The 24,819-nt window shown below is 67.2% G+C and carries 19 protein-coding genes; 11 read left to right on the top strand and 8 right to left on the bottom strand.

Translation table 11 applies throughout. The features are described 5' to 3' along the window. Positions 1–93: 93 nt before the first annotated feature. Together J8I82_RS17970 and J8I82_RS17965 are read left to right on the top strand one after the other, a co-directional pair. Complete coding sequence (locus J8I82_RS17970) at positions 94–1,017, top strand: DMT family transporter (protein WP_029045545.1); 924 nt, start codon at positions 94–96, stop codon at positions 1,015–1,017. Positions 1,018–1,075: 58 nt separating this feature from the next. Then, the gene (locus J8I82_RS17965) at positions 1,076–1,930 is read left to right on the top strand and encodes a sulfurtransferase (protein WP_209759861.1); all 855 of its coding nucleotides are present in this window, start codon (positions 1,076–1,078) and stop codon (positions 1,928–1,930) included. Positions 1,931–1,953: 23 nt separating this feature from the next. Here J8I82_RS17965 and J8I82_RS17960 read toward each other — a convergent pair whose 3' ends face one another. The 4 genes from J8I82_RS17960 to polA form a co-directional block, all read right to left on the bottom strand. Then, entirely contained in the window at positions 1,954–2,766 is an 813-nt protein-coding gene (locus tag J8I82_RS17960; protein ID WP_245179864.1) for a ZIP family metal transporter, read from the bottom strand. Between the two features lie 192 nt (positions 2,767–2,958). Next, entirely contained in the window at positions 2,959–3,837 is an 879-nt protein-coding gene (locus J8I82_RS17955; protein ID WP_209759859.1) for a dienelactone hydrolase family protein, read from the bottom strand. Positions 3,838–3,960: 123 nt separating this feature from the next. Continuing rightward, positions 3,961–5,286: an NAD(P)/FAD-dependent oxidoreductase gene (locus J8I82_RS17950; RefSeq protein ID WP_209759857.1), complete on the bottom strand. Its 1,326-nt coding sequence runs from the start codon at positions 5,284–5,286 to the stop codon at positions 3,961–3,963. 162 nt (positions 5,287–5,448) lie between these two features. Then, positions 5,449–8,277: a DNA polymerase I gene (gene polA, locus J8I82_RS17945; protein ID WP_209759855.1), complete on the bottom strand. Its 2,829-nt coding sequence runs from the start codon at positions 8,275–8,277 to the stop codon at positions 5,449–5,451. A gap of 4 nt (positions 8,278–8,281) precedes the next feature. On the opposite strand from polA, the gene J8I82_RS17940 reads away from it, so the two are divergent. The 4 genes from J8I82_RS17940 to J8I82_RS17925 all read left to right on the top strand — a co-directional run bounded on the left by J8I82_RS17940 (position 8,282) and on the right by J8I82_RS17925 (position 11,857). Continuing rightward, positions 8,282–9,241, top strand: a complete 960-nt coding sequence (locus J8I82_RS17940; RefSeq protein WP_245179862.1) for an LOG family protein — start codon at positions 8,282–8,284, stop codon at positions 9,239–9,241. A 264-nt stretch (positions 9,242–9,505) separates the two neighbouring features. Next, positions 9,506–9,919 (top strand): hypothetical protein, encoded by a 414-nt coding sequence (locus tag J8I82_RS17935; RefSeq protein ID WP_209759853.1) that lies wholly within the window; start codon positions 9,506–9,508, stop codon positions 9,917–9,919. 142 nt (positions 9,920–10,061) lie between these two features. Next, entirely contained in the window at positions 10,062–11,054 is a 993-nt protein-coding gene (locus J8I82_RS17930; protein WP_209759851.1) for a homoserine kinase, read from the top strand. A gap of 5 nt (positions 11,055–11,059) precedes the next feature. Further along, positions 11,060–11,857, top strand: coding sequence for a BPSS1780 family membrane protein (locus J8I82_RS17925; protein WP_209759850.1), 798 nt, complete (start codon positions 11,060–11,062; stop codon positions 11,855–11,857). 54 nt (positions 11,858–11,911) lie between these two features. Here J8I82_RS17925 and J8I82_RS17920 read toward each other — a convergent pair whose 3' ends face one another. Then, entirely contained in the window at positions 11,912–12,670 is a 759-nt protein-coding gene (locus J8I82_RS17920; protein WP_115661522.1) for an IclR family transcriptional regulator, read from the bottom strand. A 178-nt stretch (positions 12,671–12,848) separates the two neighbouring features. On the opposite strand from J8I82_RS17920, the gene sauS reads away from it, so the two are divergent. The 3 genes from sauS (at position 12,849) to J8I82_RS17905 (ending at position 17,343) form a co-directional block, all read left to right on the top strand. Next, positions 12,849–14,294 (top strand): acylating sulfoacetaldehyde dehydrogenase, encoded by a 1,446-nt coding sequence (gene sauS / locus J8I82_RS17915; RefSeq protein WP_209759848.1) that lies wholly within the window; start codon positions 12,849–12,851, stop codon positions 14,292–14,294. Next, positions 14,291–15,820 carry an acyl--CoA ligase gene (locus tag J8I82_RS17910; RefSeq protein WP_209759846.1) on the top strand — a complete coding sequence of 510 codons (1,530 nt, stop codon included), beginning with the start codon at positions 14,291–14,293 and terminating at the stop codon, positions 15,818–15,820. The genes sauS and J8I82_RS17910 overlap by 4 nt, the downstream gene beginning before the upstream one ends. 230 nt (positions 15,821–16,050) lie before the next feature. Next, positions 16,051–17,343, top strand: a complete 1,293-nt coding sequence (locus tag J8I82_RS17905) for an MFS transporter (RefSeq protein WP_209759844.1) — start codon at positions 16,051–16,053, stop codon at positions 17,341–17,343. Positions 17,344–17,376: 33 nt separating this feature from the next. Here the strand turns inward: J8I82_RS17905 and J8I82_RS17900 are convergent, their stop codons facing one another. Next, entirely contained in the window at positions 17,377–19,725 is a 2,349-nt protein-coding gene (locus J8I82_RS17900) for a UvrD-helicase domain-containing protein (RefSeq protein ID WP_209759842.1), read from the bottom strand. Between the two features lie 265 nt (positions 19,726–19,990). On the opposite strand from J8I82_RS17900, the gene J8I82_RS17895 reads away from it, so the two are divergent. Then, positions 19,991–22,858 (top strand): valine--tRNA ligase, encoded by a 2,868-nt coding sequence (locus J8I82_RS17895; protein WP_209759840.1) that lies wholly within the window; start codon positions 19,991–19,993, stop codon positions 22,856–22,858. A 122-nt stretch (positions 22,859–22,980) separates the two neighbouring features. Continuing rightward, positions 22,981–23,871, top strand: a complete 891-nt coding sequence (galU, locus tag J8I82_RS17890) for a UTP--glucose-1-phosphate uridylyltransferase GalU (RefSeq protein ID WP_209759838.1) — start codon at positions 22,981–22,983, stop codon at positions 23,869–23,871. 67 nt (positions 23,872–23,938) lie between these two features. On the opposite strand, the gene J8I82_RS17885 is transcribed toward galU, so the two are convergent. Both J8I82_RS17885 and J8I82_RS17880 read right to left on the bottom strand, forming a co-directional pair. Then, the gene (locus tag J8I82_RS17885; protein WP_209759836.1) at positions 23,939–24,166 is read right to left on the bottom strand and encodes a sulfurtransferase TusA family protein; all 228 of its coding nucleotides are present in this window, start codon (positions 24,164–24,166) and stop codon (positions 23,939–23,941) included. 28 nt (positions 24,167–24,194) lie between these two features. Then, positions 24,195–24,779, bottom strand: coding sequence for an NUDIX domain-containing protein (locus J8I82_RS17880; RefSeq protein ID WP_209759834.1), 585 nt, complete (start codon positions 24,777–24,779; stop codon positions 24,195–24,197). Positions 24,780–24,819: the final 40 nt, after the last annotated feature.

The following is a 24,819-nucleotide window of genomic DNA, read 5'->3' as shown; positions in this document are numbered from 1 at the left end:
TGCTCCGCAATGCCGGGCCGAGCCGTCGCCGCCCGCGCCTTTCGCAAGCCCCTCGCAACACCACGCCACACCTCGCCCTGCGCGCCCCCGCTCATGCAATCGCTCTGGATGCTTTTCGCCGCCTTCTCGTTCTCGTTGATGGGGGTGGGCGTCAAGCTGGCATCCGACCTGTACACCACCGGCGAGATCGTGTTCTACCGGGGCCTGATCAGCGTGGTCATCATGTGGGTGCTGCTGTCGTCGCGCGGCGTGCCGGTGCGCACGCCGTACATGCTGTCGCATATCAAGCGCAGCGTCTTCGGCGTTACCGCGCTGATGCTGTGGTTCACCTCGATCACGCTGCTGCCGCTGGCGACCGCGATGACGCTGAACTATATGTCGCCGGTATGGATCGCACTGATCCTCGGCGCCAGCGCCGCCCTGGCCGGCACTGCCGGCAATGCCGACCGGCGCCTGGTGCTGGCGATCCTGCTGTCCTTTGCAGGCGTGATCTGCCTGCTGCAGCCGTCGGTTGGCAAAGACCAGCTCACCGGCGGCCTGGTCGGCCTGATCTCCGGCGTTTTCACCGCGCTGGCCTATGTCGAGGTGCGCCAGCTCGGCCAACTGGGCGAGCCCGAGGGCCGCATCGTGTTCTATTTCTCGCTGGTCGGCATGATCGCCGGCCTGGCCTGGATGCTGATCTCCGGCGTCAGCCCGCATACCTGGTATGGCGTCGGCCTGTTGCTGGCCATCGGCATCCTGGCGACGTTGGGCCAGACCGCGATGACGCGCGCCTACAAGCGCGGCAACACCCTGCTGACCGCCAACCTGCAATATGCCGGCATCGTCTTTTCCAGTGTCTGGGGCATGCTGATCTGGTCCGACCAGCTGAACTGGCTGTCGTGGCTGGGCATGGGGCTGATCATCGCCAGCGGCATCGCCACCACGCTGATGCGCGCCCGCCAGGGCACCGACGCCAAGCCGACGCCGGCCACGCCGGTCAAGTCGCCCGAGGCGGAAGTGCACCCCGAGGTGTAGCATCCCGAGGTGCAGTATCCATTAAGCTGTCGTTCCCTTCGCTCGCTACAGGATTCCCATGCAGAAACCGCTGATTTCCGTCACCGCACTGCAGGCGCTGCTGGCCGGCAACGGCCGCTGCGTCGTGATCGACTGCAGCTTCGACCTGGCCAACCCTGCCGCCGGCCGCGAGGCGTACCACGCCGGCCACCTGCCGGGCGCGTTCTACCTGCACCTGGACAACGAACTCTCGGGCCGCAAGACCGGCAGCAACGGCCGCCATCCCCTGCCCGACGCCGACGACTTCGTCGCGCGGCTGCAGGCGCTGGGCGTGGAAGATGACACCCCTGTGGTGGCGTACGACGCGCAGGGCGGCATGTTCGCCGCGCGCCTGTGGTGGCTGGTGCGCTGGATCGGCCATGATGCGGTCGCGGTGCTGGACGGCGGCAAGGACGCCTGGATCAAGGCGGGCATGCCGCTGGAGCATGAGGCCACCCCGGAGCCTGAGTTTCCCGGCACGATCTCGCGCCGCGAGCCGCTGGTGCCGACGGTGGACGCCGCCGCCCTGCTCGACAACCTCGACCGCGCCGCGCTGCTGGTGGTCGACGCACGCGCGCCCGACCGTTTCCGCGGCGAGAACGAAACGCTGGATCCGGTCGGCGGCCATATTCCCGGGGCGGTCAACCGCTTCTTCAAGGACAACCTCGACGCCGAAGGCCGTTTCAAGTCGCCGGCAACGCTGCGCGCCGAGTTCGGCGCCGTGCTGGGCCAGCGCGCGCCCGCGCAGGCGGTGATGCAGTGCGGTTCGGGCGTCACGGCGTGCCACAACCTGCTGGCACTGGAAGCGGCCGGACTGGGTGGCGCGGCGCTCTATCCGGGCTCGTGGAGCGAATGGTGCGCCGACCCGGCGCGCCCGGTGGCGACCGCCACCTGACGATCCGGGCGTGACGATCCGGCCTAGTGCGAAGTTGCCACCGGCGCGGCGCTGCCGTGCCCGTGGCCGTGCTGCTCGTGCACGCCGTTGGTGATAAAGACGATCGCCGAAATCCCCGCCGCCACCAGCACCACCTGGATCGCCGACTCGCGCCAGCGCGGCTTGCGCTGCATCTGCGGCATCAGGTCGCTGACGGCGATATAGAGGAAGCTGCTGGCTGCAATCACCAGCACGTACGGGATCCAGCCGCTCATCTCGTCGAGCAGGAAGTACCCGACCAGGCCGCCGGCAATGGCCGCCACGCTCGACAGCAGGTTAAAGGCGAAGGCGCGCGCCTTGGAGAACCCCGCGTTGAGCAGCACGATGAAGTCGCCCACTTCCTGCGGAATTTCGTGCGCGGCAATGGCCAGTGCGGTGACCACGCCGATATGCGGGTCGGCCAGGAAGGCCGCCGCGATCACGATGCCGTCGGCAAAGTTGTGGAAGGTATCGCCCACCAGGATGGTCAGGCCGCTGCGTCCAGCTTCTTCGCGGTCATGGCCGTGGTGGTGGTGGTGCCCGTCGCCCTCGTGGTGGTGCGAGTGGCGCAGCAGCGAGATCTTCTCTAGCAGGAAGAAGCCCAGCAGCCCCGCCAGCAGGGTGCCGAACAGCGCGCGCGGGTCTGCGCCGGACTCGAACGCCTCCGGCAGCGAATGCAGCAGCGCGGTGGCGAGCAGCACACCCACCGAAAAGCTCACCATGCGCTCGACCACGCGGGACGCCACCGTCAGCGACAGCAGCGCCGCCCCGAAGATGCTGCCCACGCCCGAGATCGTGGCGGCGAGCAGGATGTACAAAAGCGTCGAATGGATGATGGGCTCCCAGGTGGCGACGCTGCCGGCCTTTCAGCCATCGTTCAGCAGCCCCGCCGTTCCGCCCGCATTGCGCCGGACGGCTAACGCAACAATGTTGCAATAACTCAAAGGCCGCATTGTACGTATCCGCCGGGACTTTGCAATCCTGCTGTCGGCCGGGCCACGCGGAAAGGATCACGCCACGCCGTGCTGCTTGAACCAGGCCAGGCACTTTTGCCAGCCGTCCTTCGCGTCCGCCTCGCGGTAGCTGGGCCGGTAGTCGGCATGGAAGGCGTGACCGGACTCCGGATAGACAACGAAGCGCGAGGCCTTGGCGGCCGGGTCGGACGAAGCCGCCAGCGCCGCCTTCATCTTCTCCACCTGCTCCAGCGGGATGCCGGTGTCCTTGCCGCCGTAGAGGCCAAGCACCGGGGCATGCAGCTGGCCGACCAGGTCGATCGGGTTCTTCGGCTTCAGCGGCGTGGTCTCGGGCGACAGCTGGCCGTACCAGGCCACGGCGGCCTTGAGCTGGCGGCTGTGGGCCGCGAACAGCCAGGCGATGCGGCCACCCCAGCAAAAGCCGGTGATGCCGAGCCGCGACACGTCGCCGCCATTGGCGCGGGCCCACGCCACCGCGGCGTCGAGGTCGCCCATGACCTGGGCGTCCGAGACCTTGGCGATCACCTCGCGCTGCAGTTCCTGGATGGAACCGAAGCTCTGCGGATCGCCCTGGCGCGCGAACAGTTCGGGCGCGATCGCCAGGTAGCCGAGCTTGGCGAAGCGCCGGCAGACATCGGCGATGTATTCATGTACGCCGAAGATTTCGCTGATGACCAGCACCACCGGCAGGTTCTTCTTGCCTTCCGGCTGGGCCCGGTAGACGGGCATGCTGAAGCCGCCGGACGGAATCGTGACTTCACCGGCGCTCAGGCCGGCGAAATCGGTCTTGATGGCTTGCTGGGCCATCACCGGCAAGGCAGCCGCGGCAAAGGCGGAACCTAGCGCCGTCTTGACGAAGCCGCGGCGGTCGAAGGCCTGGCCGGGAACGAGGCTTTCCACTTCAGGTTTGAGCATGCGTGTCTCCAGGAACATGGGTGGCTGGCGCGCCGAAAATCGCCAGCCACCGATTCTAAGCAGACATGACGCTTCGTGCTCATGCTGGCACGACGTTCTCCTCAGTGCAGCCTCGGCGCAGCCTCAGTGCAATTTCACCCGCGGGCTGGTCTTGCTGCGCAGCCAGTGCGACACGGTGTCCAGCGCCATGCCGACCGCGCCATGCAGCGCCATCACGTGCATCCGGTACAGCGAGGTGTACATGACGCGCGCCATCAGCCCCTCGATAAACATCGAGCCGCCGATCAGCCCGCCCATCAGGCTGCCCACCGCGCTGAAGTGCCCCAGCGACACCAGCGAACCGAAATCCTTGAAAGCGAACGACGGCAGCGGCTTGCCTTCGAGCCGCGCGCACAGCGCCTGGTAGAGAAAGGTAGCCTGCTGGTGCGCCGCCTGCGCGCGCGGCGGCACCGAGGTCTGCTTCTCCGGCCACGGGCAGCTGGCGCAGTCGCCGAAGGCGAAGATGTCGGGATCGCCCTCGCTCTGCAGCGTCGGACCGACCACGACCTGGCCCTGGCGGCTGGCCGGCAGGCCCAGCGTGGCCAGCACCTGCGGCGCGGTGATGCCCGCGGCCCATACTGTCAGGTCGGCATCGATGGTCTTGCCGCTTGCGGTCAGCACGGCCTGCGGCGTGACCTCGGTGACGCGCTCGCTGGTAAAGACATCGACATCGAGCTTCTTCAGCAGCTTGGCGGTCTCTGCGGAGACGCGCTCCGACAGCGCCGGCAGGATACGCGGGCCGGCCTCGATCACATGGATGCGCACGTCGCGGCGCGGATCGAGGCGGTGCAGGCCATAGGCGCTGAGCACATGCGCGGTGTTGCGCAGCTCGGCCGACAGTTCGACGCCGGTGGCGCCGGCACCGATGATGGCAACGTCCACGCGCGGGCGGCCGTCCTCGCCCATGCGCCCGCGTCCGTTCTGCGCGCGCACGCAGGCGGCGATCAGCCGCTTGCGGAAGCGTTCCGCCTGCGCCACGGTATCGAGCGCGATGGCGTGTTCGGCGGCGCCCGGCACGCCGAAGAAATGGGTGACGCAGCCGATCGCCAGCACCAGCGTGTCGTACGGCAGCTCGCGCGCGGGCAGCAGCTCGGCGCCGTCCTGGTCGTAGCAGGCAGACACCGCGATGGTCTTGCGCGCGCGGTCGATGCCGGTCAGCTCGCCCTGCTGGAACTCGAAATGGTGCCAGCGCGCCTGCGCCGCGTATTCCAGCTGGTGCGTGTTGGGGTCCATGCTGCCGGCGGCAACTTCATGCAGCAGCGGTTTCCAGATGTGGGTAGGCAAGCGGTCCACCAGGACCACCTGCGCCGTTCCCTTCTTGCCAAGCTTGTCGCCCAGCCTGGTTACCAGTTCCAGCCCTCCTGCCCCGCCGCCGACGACAACGATGCGGTGCGCCTTTGCTTCTGTCATGGTCTACCCGTGCGTATTGTGAAATCCGTGCCTGAGGCATGGACCACAGTCTGCTGCATTGCAGCATGCATGGCAAGCCGCATAAACCGATTCAGCAGTCGCTTCAATCGATACCACCATGCAGCGCGGGCGGAGGGTTGTCAGGTCAACTTCAGTGCGGCTTCAGTGCGCTTCTTCCCAGTTGGCGCCGCTGCCCACCTCGGCCACCAGTGGCACGCGCAACTGCGCCACCGCGCACATCAGCTCCGGCAGGCGCGCTTTCACCAGTTCCACCTCATGTTCGGGCACTTCCAGCACCAGTTCATCGTGTACTTGCATGATCTGGCGCGTCTGCAACCCGTCGCGCTCCAGCCAGCCCTGCACCGCGATCATCGACAGCTTGATCAGGTCGGCGGCCGTGCCCTGCATCGGCGCGTTGATGGCCGCGCGCTCGGCGGCCTGGCGGCGCGGGCCGCTGCCGCCATTGATGTCGGGCAGCCACAGCCGGCGGCCGAACACGGTCTCGACATAGCCCTGCTCGCGCGCGGTCTGCCGGGTTTCTTCCATGTAGTGCGCCACGCCGGGATAGCGCATGAAGTAGCGGTCGATGTAGTGCTTGGCCGCATCGCGCTCGATGCCCAGGTTGCTGGCCAGCCCGAATGCGCTCATGCCGTAGATCAGGCCAAAGTTGATGACCTTGGCATAGCGGCGCTGCTCGCTGCTGACCGCGTCGCGCTCCACGCCGAAGATCTCGGCAGCGGTGGCGCGGTGGATGTCCTCGCCGTTGGCGAAGGCGCGCAGCAGGTTCTCGTCGCCCGAGATATGGGCCATGATGCGCAGCTCGATCTGCGAGTAGTCGGCCGACACGATCACGCTGCCCGGCTCGGCGATAAAGGCTTCGCGGATGCGGCGGCCTTCCTCGGTGCGCACCGGGATGTTCTGCAGGTTGGGTTCGGTCGATGCCAGCCGGCCCGTCACCGCGGTCGCCTGTCCGTAGCTGGTGTGCACGCGGCCGGTGCGCGTGTTGACCATCTTGGGCAGCTTGTCGGTGTAGGTGGACTTGAGCTTGGCCAGGCCGCGGTAGTCGAGCAGCAGCTTGGGCAGCGGGTAGTCCTCGGCCAGCTTCTGCAGCACCTCTTCGTCGGTCGACGGTGCGCCGCTGGCAGTCTTCTTCACCACCGGCAGCTTCATCTGGTTGAACAGGATCTCGCCGATCTGCTTGGGCGAGCCCAGGTTGAACGGCTGGCCCGCGGCCTCGTAAGCGGACTGCTCCAGCGCCAGCATGCGCTGCCCCAGCTCGGCGCTCTGCGCGGCCAGGCGTTCGGCATCGATCAGCACGCCGTTGCGCTCGATCTTCTGCAGCACGACCGAGACCGGCATCTCGATCTCTTCGTACACACGGCGCAGCCCTGCGGCGGCTTCCACCTGCGGGATCATCTTGCGATGCAGGCGCAGCGTCACGTCGGCGTCTTCGGCGGCGTACTCGGTGGCGCGCGCCAGGTCGATCTGATCGAAGCAGATCTGGCCTGCGCCCTTGCCGCACACTTCTTCGTAGGTGATGGTCTTCAGGCTGAGCAGCCGCTCGGCCAGGCTGTCCATGCCGTGGTTGCGGTGCGAGGCCAGCACGTAGCTCTGCAGCATGGTGTCGTGCGCCACGCCGCGCAGCGTCACGCCGTGGTTGGCGAAGACGTGGATGTCGTATTTCAGGTTCTGGCCGAGCTTGGGGCGGCAGGCGTCTTCGAGCCAGGCGCGCATGCGCTCCAGCACGAAATCACGCGAGAGCTGCCCATGCTCGGGCAGGCCGGCCACGTCCGGGCCGCGGTGCGCCACGGGGATGTAGCAGGCTTCGCCCGGCGTCGCCGACAACGAGATGCCGACCAGCTGCGCCTGCATGGGATCGAGCGAATCGGTCTCGGTATCGATCGCCACCAGCGGCGCGGTCTCGATGCGCCGCATCCAGTCTTCCAGCATGCCCTGGGTGGTGACCGTCTCGTAGCGGATCTCGGTGGGCGCGCTCTCTTCCGTTGCCTGGACCACATTGTCGGCGGATGCGGCCGGCGCATCGAACAGGCCGCCCTGCGCCGGCGCCGCGGCCGCGTGGGCGCGGGCCTGCGCGCGCGCCTGGGTACGCGAATCCGGCAGGCGTTCGCCGGTGGCCTCGCGCAGCCAGGTCTTGAAGCCGTAGCGCTGGAAGAATTCGACCAGCTTGTCCTTGTCCTCGCCGGTCTCGCGCAGGGCGTGGAAATCCGCCACCGCCTTGCTCAGGTCGCAGTCGGTCTTGACCGTGACCAGCTGGCGCGCCATCGGCAGCCAGTCAAGCGTATTGCGCAGGTTTTCGCCGACCACGCCCTTCATGCCCGGCGCGGCGGCCATCACGCCGTCGAGCGAGCCATGCTCGGCCAGCCATTTGACCGCGGTCTTGGGGCCCACCTTGGGCACGCCAGGGACGTTGTCGACCGCATCGCCGATCAGCGACAGGTAGTCGATGATGCGCTCGGGCGGCACGCCGAACTTGGCCGCCACGCCGGGGGGATCGAGCACTTCGCCGCTCATGGTGTTGACCAGCGTGACCCGGTCGTTGACCAGCTGCGCCAGGTCCTTGTCGCCGGTGGATACAACCGTACGCACGCCCTGCTCCGTGGCCTGGCGGGACAGCGTGCCGATCACGTCGTCGGCCTCGACGCCGTCGACCACCACGATCGGCCAGCCCAGCGCGCGCACGGCTTCGTGGATCGGCTCGATCTGGCGGGCCAGGTCTTCCGGCATGGAGGGGCGGTGTTCCTTGTAGGCCGGATACATGTCGTCGCGGAAGGTCTTGCCCTTCGCGTCGAACACGCAGGCGCTATACTCTGCCGGGTAATCGTTGCGCAGCTTGCGCAGCATGTTGATCATGCCGTAGATTGCCCCTGTGGGCAGGCCCTCTCCATTCCTCAGGTCCGGCAGAGCGTGATAAGCGCGATACAAATAGCTCGATCCGTCGACGAGCAAGAGTGTTTTTGGACTATCCGACATTCCCATGGACTCAAAATTGACTGGTGCCGCTGCGGGCGGTGCCTCGACCGCCCCCCTTGCTGATCCGGATGTTTCCGATATCTCCGGCGATACCGTACAACCTCCGCCGGAGGCAGCGTCCGCACACGCCGCAGCCGTAGCCGCCGCGGCCGATGCCGCCGCCGCAGGCCATCCGCCCGAGGTGGCAGCTCAGAAATCGGCAGAAGCAGCCGCCGCAGCGGCCGCACGCGCCAATCCGCGCAAGATGATCCCCAGCCTGCGTGCGCTGGCCGACGAAGACCGCGCTACCGCAAAGAAGGCGCGCGCATCGTGGCAAATGTTCACGATTATGGCAGAGTTCATCGAGGCGACCGAGTACCTCTCGGAGATCCGCCCGGCCGTGTCGATCTACGGCAGCGCACGCCTGCGCGAGGATTCGCCCTACTACCAGCGCACCATCGAGATCGCGCGGCTGTTCTCCGATGCCGGCTTCGCCGTCATCTCGGGCGGCGGCCCCGGCATCATGGAAGCGGCCAACAAGGGCGCGCACGCCGGCAAGTCGGCCAGCGTGGGCCTGAACATCGAACTGCCGCACGAGCAGCAGGGCAATCCGTACCAGGACATTGCCATGCGCTTCCGCCACTTCTTCACGCGCAAGGTCACCTTCGTCAAGAACTCCGACGCGTTTATCGTGATGCCGGGCGGCTTCGGCACGCTGGACGAGCTGGCCGAGGTGCTGACGCTGGTGCAGACGGGCAAGTCGCGCTCGGTGCCGGTGGTCATGTTCGGCAGCCGCTTCTGGAAAGGCCTGCTGGACTGGTTCCGCTTCACGCTGCTGCCGATGGGCCTGATCGCCGAACACGACCTCGACCTGATGAAGATCGTCGACGAGCCGCATGAAGTACTCGAAGCGGTCTACGACTACTACGAGCGCCGTGGCGGCGACAAGCCGATCCCGCCCAAGGAAGAGATGTTCTACCTGTAAGCGCACCGTCGGGCCCGCCCACGGCGGGCTTGCGCCGCAAGTCACGCGTCAGGCACACCGGACGTTGCGCGGGTGCGCCGCGGGGCACGGCCCGGCCTCCGGGCACGGCAGAATTGCTAGAATGGAACCTGTCCGTTCTGCCAAGCCCGGCGCCGCCGGGTTGCAGCCAACCGCCGCATGCCGCGGCGCCGCCCGCCGCCCCTAATTGCCTCTATGGGCCTTTATGAGCCTTTATGGCGCCGCGACGCCGCACAGGAGCCCCTGATGACCTCCCGTTCCACCCGGTCGTGCCGTTCTGCCCGGTCCGACGACCCTCTGCCCGCAGGCCTGCGCCTGATGGCCGCGGCTACCGCCACATTTGCGCTGGCCGCGCCCGTGCTGGCCCAGGGCAACCAGGAAAGCAGCGCACTGTCCCAGCAGGAACTGAACCAGATCAACAACCAGCCGATCGCGCCGGCAGCCAAGACGCAGCTGAATCAGCCGCGCCAGCCGAGCTTCCAGCTCAACGAGCGCGACGGCACGCAGGTGCGCGAGTACCGCGACAAGGGCCGGGCCACCGATATCCAGGTCAAGTCCGGCTTCGGCACCAAGTACGAGATGAGCAAGCCGGAAGACAGCTCGCCGCGGATCCGCGAGCACGATGTCAACCGCGTACCCTCGGTCAATTTGAAATTCTGACCACGCAAGCGCCCTGCCGCAGCCGTGGCGGGACGCTGACCCACGGCCCGGCATGACCGGGCCGCGCCGGCCCTCCGGCAGTCATGCCGCGGCGGCGGCCATTGTTTTGCCGCCGCTTTCCGATTCGCTTCACACAACGAGTATGGCCGTATTCACCACGGTCTCGCAGGACGAGATCGCCAGCTGGCTGCTTGATTTCGACCTTGGCGAAGTGCGCGAACTGCGCGGCATCGCCTCGGGCATCGAGAACAGCAATTTCTTCCTTACCATGGATCAGGATGGCCAGACACGCCAGTACGTGCTGACCATTTTCGAGCGGCTGTCGTTCGCGCAGCTGCCTTATTACCTGCACCTGATGGCGCACCTGGCAGAGCGCGGCATCCGCGTGCCGGCGCCGATCCCGGCGCGCGACGGCGAGATCCTGCGCCCCCTCAAGGGCAAGCCCGCCACCATCGTCACGCGCCTGCCCGGCGCCTCGCAACTGGCGCCGGACGCGCAGCACTGCGCCGAAGTCGGCGACATGCTGGCGCGCATGCACCTGGCCGGCCAGGACTATCCGCGCCGCCAGCCCAACCTGCGCAGCCTGGCCTGGTGGCAGCAGACCGAACCCGAAATCCTGCCGTTCCTCGACGCCGGCCAGCGCAGCCTGCTGCAACAGGAAATCGCGCACCAGGCGGCGTTCTTCGGCAGCGCCGACTACGCCAGCCTGGGCGAAGGCCCGTGCCACTGCGACCTGTTCCGCGACAACGTGCTGTTCGAGGAAGACGGCAGCGGCCGCCACCGTCTCGGCGGTTTCTTCGATTTCTACTTTGCCGGCAACGACAAGTGGCTGTTTGACCTGGCGGTCACCGTCAACGACTGGTGCATCGACCTGGCCAGCGGCGAACTCGACCACGCGCGGGCGCAGGCGATGCTGCGGGCTTATCATGCGGTCAGGCCGCTGACCGGCACCGAGGCCGCGCACTGGCAGGACATGCTGCGCGCGGGCGCGCTGCGTTTCTGGGTGTCGCGGCTGTGGGACTTCTACCTGCCGCGCGAGGCCGACATGCTGCAGCCGCACGATCCCACTCATTTCGAACGCATCCTGCGCCGGCGCCTGGACGCCAGTCCCGCGCGCCCGCTCCCCTGGATCTGATCCGTATGCAACTACTGGAAGTCTCTGCCAAGGAAGGCTACGTCTGGTTCCGCCAGGGCATCTGGCTGTTCCGCAAGAACCCGCTGACCTTCCTGATGCTGCTGTTCGTCTACCTGATCGCCGCGCAGCTGGCCATCGTGGTGCCGCTGATCGGCATCATCGCGCTGCTGGTGGTCACGCCGGGCCTGTCGGTCGGCGTGATGACTGCTTGTCGCGACGTGATCCAGAACAAGCGCGTGCTGCCCACCGTACTGCTGGCGGGCTTTCGCGCCAACGGCAAGGAAGCCACGCGCAACCTGCTGGTGCTGGGCGGCATCTATGCCGGGCTGGTGTTCATGCTGGGACTGATCGCCGGCGCCGTGGTCGACATGAGCGCGCTGGTGCCGATCGTGCTGAAGGAAGAAGCGCCCTCGGCCGAAGCGGTGCGGCAGCTCTACTACGCGATGATGATCGGCGCGCTGCTGTACACGCCGATCGCGATGATGTTCTGGTTCGCACCGCTGCTGGCGGCCTGGCATGGCGTGCCGCCGGTGAAGGCGCTGTTCTTCAGCTGGACCGCGTGCTGGCGTAACCGTGGCGCGTTCTTTACCTACATCGTGCTGTTCGCGATGCTGCTGGTGGCGATCCCGTTCTTCCTGGAGGCGGTGTTCAGCGCGTTCGGGGCGGAGACGGTGCTGTCGTTCCTGGTGACGCCGTATTCGCTGCTGATGCTGGCGATCCTGTACTGCTCGTTCTATGCCACGTACCGCGGTTGCTTCAACGTGACGCCGCCGGGCGTCGAGCCGACTGCGCCGGCAGTTTAAGCGCCCCTGCCCTGCTATCCCTCTCCCGCAAGCGGGAGAGGGTAGCACCCCCCCCTACTCCCCGAACGTCTTCACCATCGCGTCCGCCGCCATGCGCAGGTCGGGCACGAATCCCATCAGCCGGTCCATCGTCATCCGCGCCAGCGGCGCCTGTACCGCGATTGCCGCGCAGGCGCGGCTGCGGTTGCGCATCACCGGCACCGCCACCGCAATCATCCCCTCAAGGTTTTCCTGGTTGTTGATGCCCAGACGCCGCCGCCGCGTCTCTGCCAGCTCCGCGTGCAGTGCGGCAGCGTCGGTGATGGTACGCGCCGAATGCGCGCGCAGCGGCAGGTTGGCCACCAAACGCTCGCGCTGCGCGCATGGCAGGAACGCCAGCAACAGCTTGCCGCTCGCAGTGCAATGCAGCGGCACGCGCGAGCCCGGCTGCAGGTGCATGCGCAGCGGCCATTGCGTTTCCACGCGATCCAGGTAGACCACGTCGTCGCCCGACAGCATGGTCAGGTTGCAGGTCTCGCCGACCTTGTCGACCAGCTGCTGCAGGATCGCGTGCCGCGCCGCGGCCGGCCCCGCCTGCATCAGCACGTTGACCGCGAGCTGGCGCACGCGTGACGAACATTCATAGCCTGGGCTGCCCGCTGTCCGCGATACCAGCCACGTGCTTTCCAGCTGCTTGAGGATGCGGTGCACGGTCTGCTTGGGCAGCCCGATCTCCTGCACGATGGCCGACAGCGGCATGGGCCCGTCGGCCGCGGACAGGATCTCCAGGATCCGGAAGGCGCGCACCGCGGCGGCGTTGGAGTGATTGCTCATGGATGCAATTTAGCGGATTCCGGGACGCCCTGGCGTCCCGAAAACTGCATTACCGGTTGCAGCCCGCAGCCGTGCTCGCGAAAGCGCACAAATTGGGACGGCATGCCTGTCCGGGTTCACTAAATTCGATCCGGGGCCGCCGCGGCGGACCTACCCGACCCAACCCCGGAGCCGATCCATGAGTGTGCAGATACTGCAGCGCCAGCAGTCCCATTCCACCGATGTGCCCGTGCAGGAAGACCAGGTCGATGCGATCGTGGCGCGCGCCCGGCAGGCGCAGCGCGCGTTCGCGCGTGCCGGCCAGGCCACCGTCGACACCGCCGCGGCTGCCGCCGCGTGGGCCATCATGGAGCCCGCGCGCAACCGCCAGCTGGCCGAGCGGGCCGTGGCCGACACCGGCCTTGGCAACGTCGACGACAAGATCCGCAAGAACCATCGCAAGACACTGGGCCTGCTGCGCGACCTGCACGGACGCAAGACCGTCGGCGTGATCGCGCGTGACACGGCCACCGGCATCACCGAGATCGCGCGGCCAGTCGGCGTGGTCGCCGCGATCACGCCGTCGACCAACCCCGGGGCGACGCCGGCCAACAAGATCATCAACGCGCTCAAGTGCGGCAACAGCGTGGTGGTGGCGCCCTCGCCCAAGGGACAGGGCACGTGCGAGCTGCTGCTGTCGTTCATCCACGCCGAATTCGCGCGCGCCGGCCTGCCCGCGGACCTGGTGCAGATGCTGCCCGCGCCGGTGTCGAAGGCATCGACTGCCGAGCTGATGCGCCAGGCCGACCTGGTGGTGGCCACCGGCTCGCAGGCAAACGTGCGCATGGCCTACACTTGCGGCACGCCCGCCTTCGGCGTCGGGGCCGGCAACGTTGCCGCCATCGTCGATCGCAGCGCGGCGCTGGCCGATGCGGCGGCAAAGATCGTTCGCTCCAAGACCTTCGACAACGCCACCAGCTGCTCGTCGGAGAACAGCCTGGTGATCCTCGACGCGGTCTACCAGCCCATGCTGGAAGCACTCGCCTCCGTCGGCGGGGTGCTGCTCACGGCGGAGGAAAAAGCCCGGCTGCAGGCGCTGATGTGGCGGCATGGCAAGCTCGCCGGCGACATGAGCGGCCAGAGCGCGCCGCGCATTGCCGAGCTGGCGGGCCTGGCACGCGTGCGTGCGTTGCAGCCGACCATGCTGCTGGTGCCGGAGACCGGCGTCGGCAGCGACTATCCCTTCTCCGGCGAAAAGCTCTCGCCGGTGCTCACGCTCTATCGCGCGGCGGACTTCACGGCCGCCGTGGCGCGCGTGGCGAGCCTCTACGACTACATGGGCGCGGGCCACTCGGTCGGGCTGCATACGGCCGATCCACAGCAGGCGCTGCAACTCGGGCAGGAACTCCCGGTGGCACGCGTGATCGTGAACCAGGCGCACTGCTTCGCCACCGGCGGCAATTTCGACAACGGCCTGCCGTTCTCGCTGTCGATGGGCTGCGGCACCTGGGGCAGCAACAACTTCTCGGACAACCTCGGCTGGCGGCAGTACCTCAACATCACCCGCATCGCCGAACCGATCGCCGAGCGCGTGCCCGACGAGCGCGAGCTGCTGGGCGACTACTTCGCGAGGGTCGGCCAATGAACGCCCGCATCCGCCCCGAAGTGCTCGACACCGTGGCCACGCTGCTGGCCGCCCGTGCCGCGCAGGCCCCCGACAAACCCTACCTGCTGTCTCCCGACAGCGGCCGCGCGCTCAGCTTCGGCGCCCTGGCTGCCGACGCCGATGCGCTCGGCAGCCGCTACGCCGAGGCCGGTCTCGCCAGCGGCCAGACGGTGTCGGTGTACCTGCCCAACGGCGAGCAAACCGCGCGGCTGCTGCTTGGCACCATGGCGTGCGGTCTGGTGGCAAATCCGATCAACCTGCTGTGCCAGCCCGCGCAACTGCGCTACATCCTCGGGCACTCCGACACGCAGCTCGTTTTCACCTCGCCCGAAGGTGAAGCCGCGATCCGCACGGCGCTGGCCGAAGCCGGCGTCGAGGTGCCAGTGGTGGTCACCGCGCCGGACGGCAGCATGTTGCCCGCGCTGCCGGAAATGCAGCCCGGCGCAGCTACCCTTCCGCCACCGCAGCCCCACCACCCGGCGCTGCTGATGTACACCTCCGGCACCACCGGCACGCCCAAGGGCGTGCTGCTGACCCACCGCAACCTCTCCGCCAACGGCGCCAGCGTCAGCCGCGAGCATGCGCTCGGCGCGGGGGATCGCGTGCTGGCCACGCTGCCGCTGTACCACATCAACGGACTGGTGGTGACCGCGATCGCGCCGCTGGTGCATGGCGGTTCGGTGGTGATGCCGATGCGCTTCTCGGCCAGCGCGTTCTGGCACGACATCGCCCGCCATGGCTGCACCTGGCTCAACGTGGTGCCGACCATCATCGCCTACCTGCTCAACGATCCCGACGGCCGTGCGCCGGCCGGCGTGCGCTTCTGCCGTTCCGCATCCGCCGCATTGCCGCCCGAGCACCATCGCGCGTTCGAGCAGCGCTTCGGCATCGGCGTGATCGAGACCATGGGCATGACCGAGACCGCGGCGCCGGCGTTCAGCAATCCGCTTGATCCCCAGCAGCGGCGCATCGGCAGCATCGGCCGCCCGTCCGGCACGCAAGCCCGCGTGCTGGGGCGCGACGGGCAACCGCTGCCCGATGGCGAGATCGGCGAGATCGTGCTGCAAGGCCAGAGCGTGATGGCGGGCTACTACAAGGCGCCCGAGGTCACGCGCGAAGCCTTTACACCCGACGGCTGGCTGCGCACCGGCGACCTCGGCTACCGCGATGCGGAGGGCTATTTCTTCATCACCGGCCGCGCCAAGGAACTGATCATCAAGGGCGGCGAGAACATCGCGCCGCGCGAGATCGACGAAGCGCTGCTGCGCCATCCGGGCGTGCTGGAAGCGGCGGCGGTGGGCGTGCCCGACCCGGCCTACGGGCAGGAGATCGTCGCCTTCATCGTCAGGCGCGAGGCCGTGCCCTGCGACGTCGCGGCGCTGCGCGCGCACTGCCTGCGCGAGCTGGGCCGCTACAAGACGCCGAGGGAATTCCGCTTCATCGCGGAATTGCCGCGCGGGCCCTCCGGCAAGGTGCAGCGACTCAAGCTGCTGGATCCTGCCTGACCTGACGCCCCTTCCCTTCCCACAACCCTCGCCAAGGAGCCCAATCACCCGCCACCACGATTTCCGGAGACACACACGGAGACACACAGCTGTTTGCTCAAGGACGGGGCAGCGCGGCCAGGACTTACCACTGGCGCGCGTCTGACGAGCCGCAAGCGCATGGCAATGGACCATGCGCCGGCCGCCGCCCCGCTCACGCCACGCGCGCCCGCCGCGCATAGGAGGTGGTTATGAAGCAACGCATCAAGACCCGGCATATGATCCTCGGCGTCATGTGCCTGATGTATTTCATCGCCTATATCGACCGCGTCAACATCTCGGTCGCCGCCCCGCTGATCCGCGAAGAGATGGGGCTGACGTCATCGCAACTCGGGCTGGTGTTCTCGGCCTTTGCCTATCCCTATGCCGCCATGCAGATCCTGGGCGGCTGGATGTCCGACAAATTCGGGCCCAAGAAGGTGCTGATCGTGCTGTCGCTGATCTGGGGCGTGGCGACGGTGCTGACCGGCTTTGCCGGCAGCGTGATGATGCTGGTGGTGCTGCGCTTCGTGCTCGGCATCGGCGAAGGCGGCGCGTTCCCGACCGCCACGCGTGCCTTCACCTACTGGATGCCGGTGGCGGAACGCGGCTTCGCGCAGGGCATTACGCACAGCTTCGCGCGGCTGGGGGGCGCGATCACGCCGCCGATCGTGCTGGCCATCGTCGCCACGGCGGGATGGCGCGAGGCCTTCGTCGTGCTGGGTGCGGTGAGCCTGGGCTGGACCGTGCTGTACGCAATGATGTTCAAGGACTCGCCCGACCAGCACAAGCGCGTCACGCCGGAAGAACTGCAGGAGATCGGCTACCGGCGCGGCGATTCCCAGCAGGCGGCCAAGGCGCCCACGCCGTGGCGGCGCCTGTTCCGGCGCATGTGGCTGGTGACCTTCGTCGACTTCTGCTACGGCTGGTCGCTGTGGGTCTACCTGACGTGGCTGCCGTCGTACCTGAAGGAAGCGCGCGGTTTCGACCTGAAGCAGCTGGCGCTGTTCACCGCGCTGCCGCTGATGGCTGGGGTTGTAGGCGATACCCTCGGCGGCGTGCTGTCGGACCGCATCTACCGGCGCACCGGCAACCTGCGCCTGGCGCGCGGCGCGATCCTGTTCGTCGGGCTGGCCGGCTCGCTGATGTTTATCGCGCCGATGACCTTCACGGCCGATGCCGTCAACGCGGTGATCCTGCTGTCGCTGTCGTTCTTCTTCCTGGAGTTGACCAATGCCGTGCTGTGGAGCCTGCCGCTGGACATCGCCGGCAAGTACGCCGGCACCGCGGGCGGCATGATGAACACCGGCTTCGGCCTGGCCGGCATGGTGTCGCCGGTGGTGTTCGGCTACCTGATCGAGCGGACCGGGAGCTATGACCTGCCGTTCATGATCTCGGGGGCGTTGCTGGGCGTCGGTGCGGTGGCATCGCTGTTCATCAACCCGCTGCTGACCGTGGACAGCCCCGAGTCCAAGGCCGGCGAAGTGCGGCACGCCCTGTCCTGAGCCCGCAAGCGGCGCCGGCCCGGCCGGCGCCGTTCAGTCGATCGCGTCCAGCTTCGCCACCGACAGCGCCAGCCACTTGGCGCCGTGGCGCTTGAACTTGATATTGGCGCGGGCGTCGTTGCCCTCGCCCTCCAGCGCGGTGATCACGCCTTCGCCGAACTTGTTGTGGAACACCGACTGGCCCACGCGCAAGCCGGTGCCGGCCTCGCGCTTGGCGTCGGCGTAGCCGTTGCCCTTGTCCATGCCGCCGGTCGGGCGCGTGCCGGTGTAGGGAACATCCTCCGGCTTGCGGAACCAGTCGCGGCCCCAGGCGTTGTCGCGTTCCTGGCGGCGTACGCCGCCGTAGCCCTGCACCGCGGGCGTCAGCCACTTCAGCGCTTCTTCGGGCAGTTCCTCGAAGAAGCGCGAGCGCACGTGGTACTTGGTCTGGCCGTGCAGCACGCGGCTTTGCGCGAACGACAGGAACAGGCGCTCGCGCGCACGCGTGATCGCCACGTACATCAGGCGGCGTTCTTCTTCCAGCCCGTCGGGGTCCATCATGCTGTTCTCGTGCGGGAACAGCCCTTCTTCCAGCCCGGTGATAAAGACCACGTCGAACTCCAGCCCCTTGGCCGCGTGCACCGTCATCATCTGCACCGCGTCCTGCCCGGCCTGGGCCTGGTTGTCGCCGGCCTCCAGCGAGGCATGCGTCAGGAACGCGACCAGCGGCGTCATCACCACCGGCAGCGCCTCGGGGTCGAGCACCTGCAGGGACTGGTCACCATCGGCCAGCACCGGCGTGGCGGGTGCACGGTCCGCGGGGATCACCGCGGCGAGCGCGTCCAGCCCATAGCCTTCTTCCACCACGAAGGCCTGCGCGGCAGTCACCAGTTCCTGCAAGTTCTCGATGCGGTCCTGGCCTTCCTTCTCGCCCTGGTAGTGGGTGATCAGGCCGCTGGTGTTGATCATGTACTCGACGGTCTCGGCCAGCGTCATGCGGCGGGTGTCGTCGCGCATCTTGTCGATCAGGCGCGTGAAGGCGGCAAGCTTGCTGCCAGCCGCGCCGGGCACGTAGGCCACGGCCTCGGACAGCGCGCAGCCATACTGGCGCGCCATGTCCTGCAGCACCTCCAGCGAACGCGCGCCGATGCCGCGCGCCGGGAAGTTGACCACGCGGCCGAAGGCCGCATCGTTGCGCGGGTTCTCCAGCAGCTGCATATACGCCAGCGCGTGCTTGATTTCGGCGCGTTCGAAGAAGCGCAGGCCGCCATAAACGCGGTACGGGATGCCGGCGGAGAACAGCGCGTGTTCGATCACGCGCGACTGCGCGTTGCTGCGGTACAGGATGGCGATCTCGGCACGGCTGGCGCCCTGCGCGATCTGGTCGCGGATCTCCTCGATGATCCAGCCCGCTTCCTGGCCGTCGGAGCCGGCCTGGTACACGCGCACCGGCTCGCCGTGGCCGGCGTCGGTGCGCAGGTTCTTGCCCAGGCGGCGCGCGTTGTGCGAGATCAGGTGGTTGGCCGAATCCAGGATATGCCCGTGCGAGCGGTAGTTCTGCTCCAGCTTGATCAGCCGGCGCACGCGAAACTCATGCTCGAAGTCGCGCATGTTGCCGACGTTGGCGCCGCGGAAGGCGTAGATGCTCTGGTCGTCGTCGCCCACGGCAAAGACGGCGGCCGGGTTCTGCGTGCCGTAGCCGGCCAGCAGCTTGAGCCACTGGTACTGCAGCACGTTGGTGTCCTGGAACTCGTCGACCAGCACGTGGCGGAAGCGGTGCTGGTAATGCTGGCGGATCGCGTCGTTGTAGCGCAGCAGCTCGTAGCAGCGCAGCAGCAGTTCGGCAAAATCGACCACGCCCTCGCGCTGGCACTGTATGTCGTAGGCGGCGTAGAGGTCGACGAAGCGCTTGTTGAAGTCGTCGTTGGCCTCGACATCGGCCGGGCGCAGCCCCTGCTCCTTGGCGTTGTTGATGAAGTACTGCAGGTTCTTGGCCGGGTACTTCTCGTCGTCGACGTTGAGCGACTTGAGCAGCCGCTTCAGTGCCGAAAGCTGGTCCTGGCTGTCCAGGATGGCGAAGGTCTGCGGCAGCCCGGCGTCGCGGAAATGCGCGCGCAGCATGCGGTTGCACAGGCCGTGGAAGGTGCCGATCCACATGCCGCGCGTGTTGATCGGCAGCATCGACTGCAGCCGCGTCTGCATTTCCTTGGAGGCCTTGTTGGTGAAGGTTACCGCCAGGATGCCCGCCGGCGAGACCCGGCCGTTCTGCAGCAGCCAGGCGATGCGCGTGGTCAGCACGCGGGTCTTGCCGCTGCCCGCGCCAGCCAGGATCAGCGCCGGCTCGTCAGGCAGGGTGACGGCGGCAAGTTGTTCGGCATTGAGGTTGGCGAGCAGGTCGGACATCGGAGGGGCCTTGTGGAATGGCGCCAATTATACCGATGGGCCCTGTCCGATCCGTCACATCCGAGGGGCGAAAACTGCCCGGCATGCGGGCGTTCGCCGGCCCCGGCCAGCCTTTCCCGGCCGGGGCCGCTGTCCGCAAAATAGGCAGCGACCGGCCCGCCCCCGTATAATTTGAGGTTTCACTGGCGCAAGGCCGCCAGGCGCAGGCTGCCGCACCCCGCTCCAGCCCTGCGACGCATCCAGACGCCAACCTCGACATCCCAGCATGACCGCCCAAGACCAATCGCTTGCCAAGAGCTTCGAACCCGCCGCCATCGAGGCGAAATGGGGACCCGAGTGGGAGAGCCGCGGCATCGCCAAGCCGACCTTCGACCCTGCCCGCCCGGACTTCGCGATCCAGCTGCCGCCGCCGAATGTGACCGGCACGCTGCACATGGGCCATGCCTTTAACCAGACCATCATGGACGGCCTGGCGCGCCATGCGCGCATGCTGGGCGCCAATACGCTGTGGGTGCCGGGCACCGACCACGCCGGCATCGCCACCCAGATCGTGGTGGAACGCCAGCTCGAGGGCCAGGGCGTGTCGCGCCATGACCTCGGCCGCGAGAAGTTCACCGAGAAGGTGTGGGCCTGGAAGGAAGAATCGGGCTCGACCATCACCCGCCAGGTGCGGCGCATGGGCGCGTCGATCGACTGGAGCCGCGAGTACTTCACCATGTCGCCGGAGATGTCGAAGGCGGTGACCGAAGTGTTCGTGCGCCTGTACGAGCAGGGCCTGATCTACCGCGGCAAGCGCCTGGTCAACTGGGACCCGGTGCTGGGCACTGCCGTGTCGGACCTGGAAGTCGACAGCGTCGAGGAAGAAGGCTCGCTGTGGCATATCCGCTATCCGCTGGTCGAGGCTGACGCCAAGGGCGGCCTGACCCACCTGACCGTCGCCACCACGCGCCCGGAAACCATGCTGGGCGACGTGGCCGTGATGGTCCACCCCGAAGACGACCGCTACGCGCACCTGATCGGCAAGTCGGTGCACCTGCCGCTGACCGGCCGCCAGATCCCGGTCATCGCCGACGAATACGTCGACCGCGAGTTCGGCACCGGCGTGGTCAAGGTGACCCCGGGCCACGACTTCAACGACTATGCCGTCGGCCAGCGCCACAACCTGCCGCAGCTGTCGATCCTGACGCTCGACGCGAAGATCGTCGCCGATGCGCCGGCCGCGTACGCCGGCATGGACCGCTTCGACGCGCGCAGGGCCATTGTCGAGGACCTGGATAAGCGGGGCCTGCTGGCCGAGGTCAAGAAGCACAAGCTGATGACCCCGCGCAGCGAGCGCACCGGCAGCGCGATCGAGCCGATGCTGACCGACCAGTGGTTCGTCGCCATGAGCAAGCCAGCGCCGGAAGGGACCTTCTACCCCGGCCGCTCCATCGCCGAGGTGGCGCTGGAAGCCGTGCAGAGTGGCGAGATCAAGCTGGTGCCCGAGAACTGGATCAGCACCTACAACCAGTGGCTGGGCAATATCCAGGACTGGTGTATTTCGCGCCAGCTGTGGTGGGGCCACCAGATCCCGGCGTGGTACGACGATGCCGGCAACTGCTTCGTCGGCCGCACCGAAGAGGAAGCGCTCGCCAAGGCGAAGGCCGCCGGCAGCACCGGCGCGCTGCGCCGCGAGGAAGACGTGCTCGACACCTGGTTCTCGTCGGCGCTGGTGCCCTTCTCCTCGCTGGGCTGGCCCGAGGAAACCCCGGAACTGAAGCACTTCCTGCCGTCGTCGGTGCTGGTCACCGGCTACGACATCATCTTCTTCTGGGTGGCGCGCATGGTCATGATGACCAAGCACTTCACCGGCAAGGTGCCCTTCCATACCGTCTACGTGCACGGCCTGGTGCGCGATTCGGAAGGCAAGAAGATGAGCAAGTCCGAGGGCAACACGCTCGACCCGGTGGACCTGATCGACGGCATCGACCTCGACACGCTGCTGAAAAAGCGCACCACCGGCCTGCGCCGCCCCAAGGACGCGCCCAAGATCGAGAAGAAGACGAAGAAGGAATTCCCGGAAGGCATTCCCGCCTTCGGCGCCGACGCGCTGCGCTTCACCTTCGCCTCGCTGGCGACGCTGGGCCGCAACATCAACTTCGACACTGGCCGCTGCGAGGGCTACCGCAACTTCTGCAACAAGCTGTGGAATGCGACCCGCTTCGTGCTGATGAATACCGAGGGCCATGACTGCGGCATGGGCCCGTGCAGCAACGACTGCGGCCCGGACGGCTACCTGCATTTCTCGCAGGCCGACCGCTGGATCGTGTCGCTGCTGCAGCGCGTGGAGGCCGACGTCGAAAAGGGCTTTGCCGAGTACCGCTTCGACAATATCGCCAACGCGATCTACAAGTTCGTCTGGGACGAGTACTGCGACTGGTACCTGGAACTGGCCAAGGTGCAGATCCAGACCGGCACCGAAGCCCAGCAGCGCGCGACCCGCCGCACGCTGCTGCGCGTGCTCGAGACCGTGCTGCGCCTGGCGCACCCGATCATCCCGTTTATCACCGAAGAGCTGTGGCAGAAGGTGGCCCCGCTGGCCGGCCGCGCCAACGGCGACGGCAGCGAGACCATCTCGCTGCAGTCCTACCCTCTGCCGGCCGTCGCCAAGATCGACGAGGACGCCGAGCAATGGGTCGCGCGCCTGAAGGAAGTGGTCGACGCATGCCGCAACCTGCGTGGCGAGATGAACATCTCGCCGGCCCAGCGCATCCCGCTCTATGCCGAAGGCGACAGCGAATTCCTGAAGGCGGCCAGCGCACATATCCAGGCGCTTGCGAAACTTTCCGAGGTGCGCGTCTTCGAAGACGAGAGCGCCCTGCAAGCCGAAGGCGCCGGCGCGCCGGTGGCCATCGCTGGCGGCAATCACCTGCTGCTGAAGATCGAGATCGACGTCGCCGCCGAGCGCGTGCGCCTGTCCAAGGAGATCGAGCGCATCGGGGGCGAGATCGGCAAGTGCCGCGGCAAGCTGTCCAACGAGAGCTTTGTCGCCAAGGCGCCGCCCGCGGTGGTGGCGCAGGAGACACAACGCCTCGCCGATTTCGAGCAAACGCTGGCCAAGCTGCAGGGCCAGCTGCAACGGTTGCCGGCCTGACCGGCAGCCGATGACGCCCCTGCCAGTCTGGTTTCCGTCCGGCGGCGTCGGACGAAACCGGACAGACGGCGCCGGTAATGGCTGGCAGGGTTATGAACCAGAATCTGAGAGGTACACCTGATATGGAAAATCGCGTCACCAAGGCCGTCTTCCCGGTCGCGGGCCTGGGCACCCGCTTCCTGCCAGCCACCAAGGCCAGCCCGAAGGAAATGCTGCCGGTGGTGGACAAGCCGCTGATCCAGTACGCCGTGGAAGAAGCCATGGCCGCCGGCATTACCGAGATGATTTTCGTCACCGGCCGCTCCAAGCGCGCCATCGAGGACCATTTCGACAAGGCCTTCGAGCTGGAAGTCGAGCTGGAAGCCAAGAACAAGCAGGCGCTGCTGGACGTGGTGCGCTCGATCAAGCCCGCCAACGTGGAGTGCTACTACGTGCGCCAGCCCGAGGCACTGGGCCTGGGCCACGCGGTGCTGTGCGCCGCCAAGCTGGTCGGCGACACCCCGTTCGCGGTCATGCTGGCCGACGACCTGATCGACGGCAACCCGCCGGTGATGAAGCAGATGGTGGATACCTACAACCACTACAACTGCTCGGTGCTGGGCGTCGAGGAAATCTCGCCGGAACAGAGCCGTTCCTACGGCGTGGTCGATGGCCGCGAGTGGGAGCCGGGCGTGATCAAGGTGTCGAGCATCGTCGAGAAGCCGGCGCCGGAAGACGCCCCGTCCAACCTGGGCGTGGTCGGCCGCTACATCCTGACGCCGCGCATCTTCGACCACCTGCGCGAGCTGAAGCCCGGCGCCGGCGGCGAGTTCCAGCTGACCGACGCGATCCAGTCGCTGCTCAATCAGGAACAGGTACTGGCGTACCGCTATCAGGGCCGCCGCTATGACTGCGGCAGCAAGCTGGGCTACCTGAAGGCGACCGTCGAGTTTGCGCTGAAGCACCCGGAAGTGGGCGCGGAGTTCAGCGCGTACCTGGAGTCGCGCGAACACCTGACGCGACCGAACAGCTGAGCGTTCGCTCCGCCCAAAACGAAAAAAAGCCGCTTAGTAGAGCGGCTTTTTCTTTGTTTTTCTTCGATCAGCGGCGGCGCATGTAGAACACGAACACCTTGTCGACTTCCGAATGCGACAGCAGCTCGTTGCCGGTCTGCTTGGCAAAGGCCTGGAAATCGCGCGTGGCACCGGGATCGGTCGCCAGCACTTTCAGCACTTCGCCGCTGACCATGTCGGCCAGCGCCTTCTTGGTGCGCAGGATCGGCAGCGGGCAGTTCAGGCCGCGCGCATCCACTTCTTTCTGGAACTCCATTCGTCTCTTCCTTCGGTTTCTGAGGCTGTTACCAGCGGTATTGTAGCGAAGCCCCGACCTGGCTGAAGTCATGCGGGCGGCGCGGGTCCGGAATATCCTCACCGGTCTGCCGGTCGAAGAAGCGCACCGGGTAGCCGCGCGCGGCCAGCCAGTCGGCCACGGCAAAGCCGGTGCCTGCCGACCACACGCGCACGTCCTCGGGCGCCACCAGCTTGTATTCGGCCAGCTCCTCGGACAGTTGGACGGTGCCGGTCGCCTTGACGTGATAGGCGATGATCAGCTCGTTCTTGCGCATGAACTCGTAGACGCCGATCAGCGAAACCGACTCGGTATCGAGGTTGGTTTCTTCCTTCAGTTCGCGCGCCACGCCCAGCTCGGGCGGCTCGTCGCGCTCCAGGAACCCCGTCACCAGCGCAAACATCTGCTGCGGCCAGGCGGCGTTGCGCGCCAGCAGCAGCTTGTCCTGGTACTCCACCACCGCGGCCAGCACAGGCAGCGGGTTGTTCCAGTGCACGAAGCCGCATTCATGCTGCACGCAGGCGTGGCGTTCGCGCCCGGACAGCGGCAGCACCTCGAGCGGCGCGCCGCACTGGGGGCAGAATCGGTATTGCATTTGGGGGCTCCTGTAGGTGTCTCGTTATCAGTATGATCGC

Origin of the sequence: Cupriavidus consociatus (assembly GCF_017814975.1) — a bacterium.
Classification (GTDB): Bacteria; Pseudomonadota; Gammaproteobacteria; order Burkholderiales; family Burkholderiaceae; genus Cupriavidus; species Cupriavidus consociatus.
This window is presented reverse-complemented; position numbering and strand designations above follow the sequence as displayed.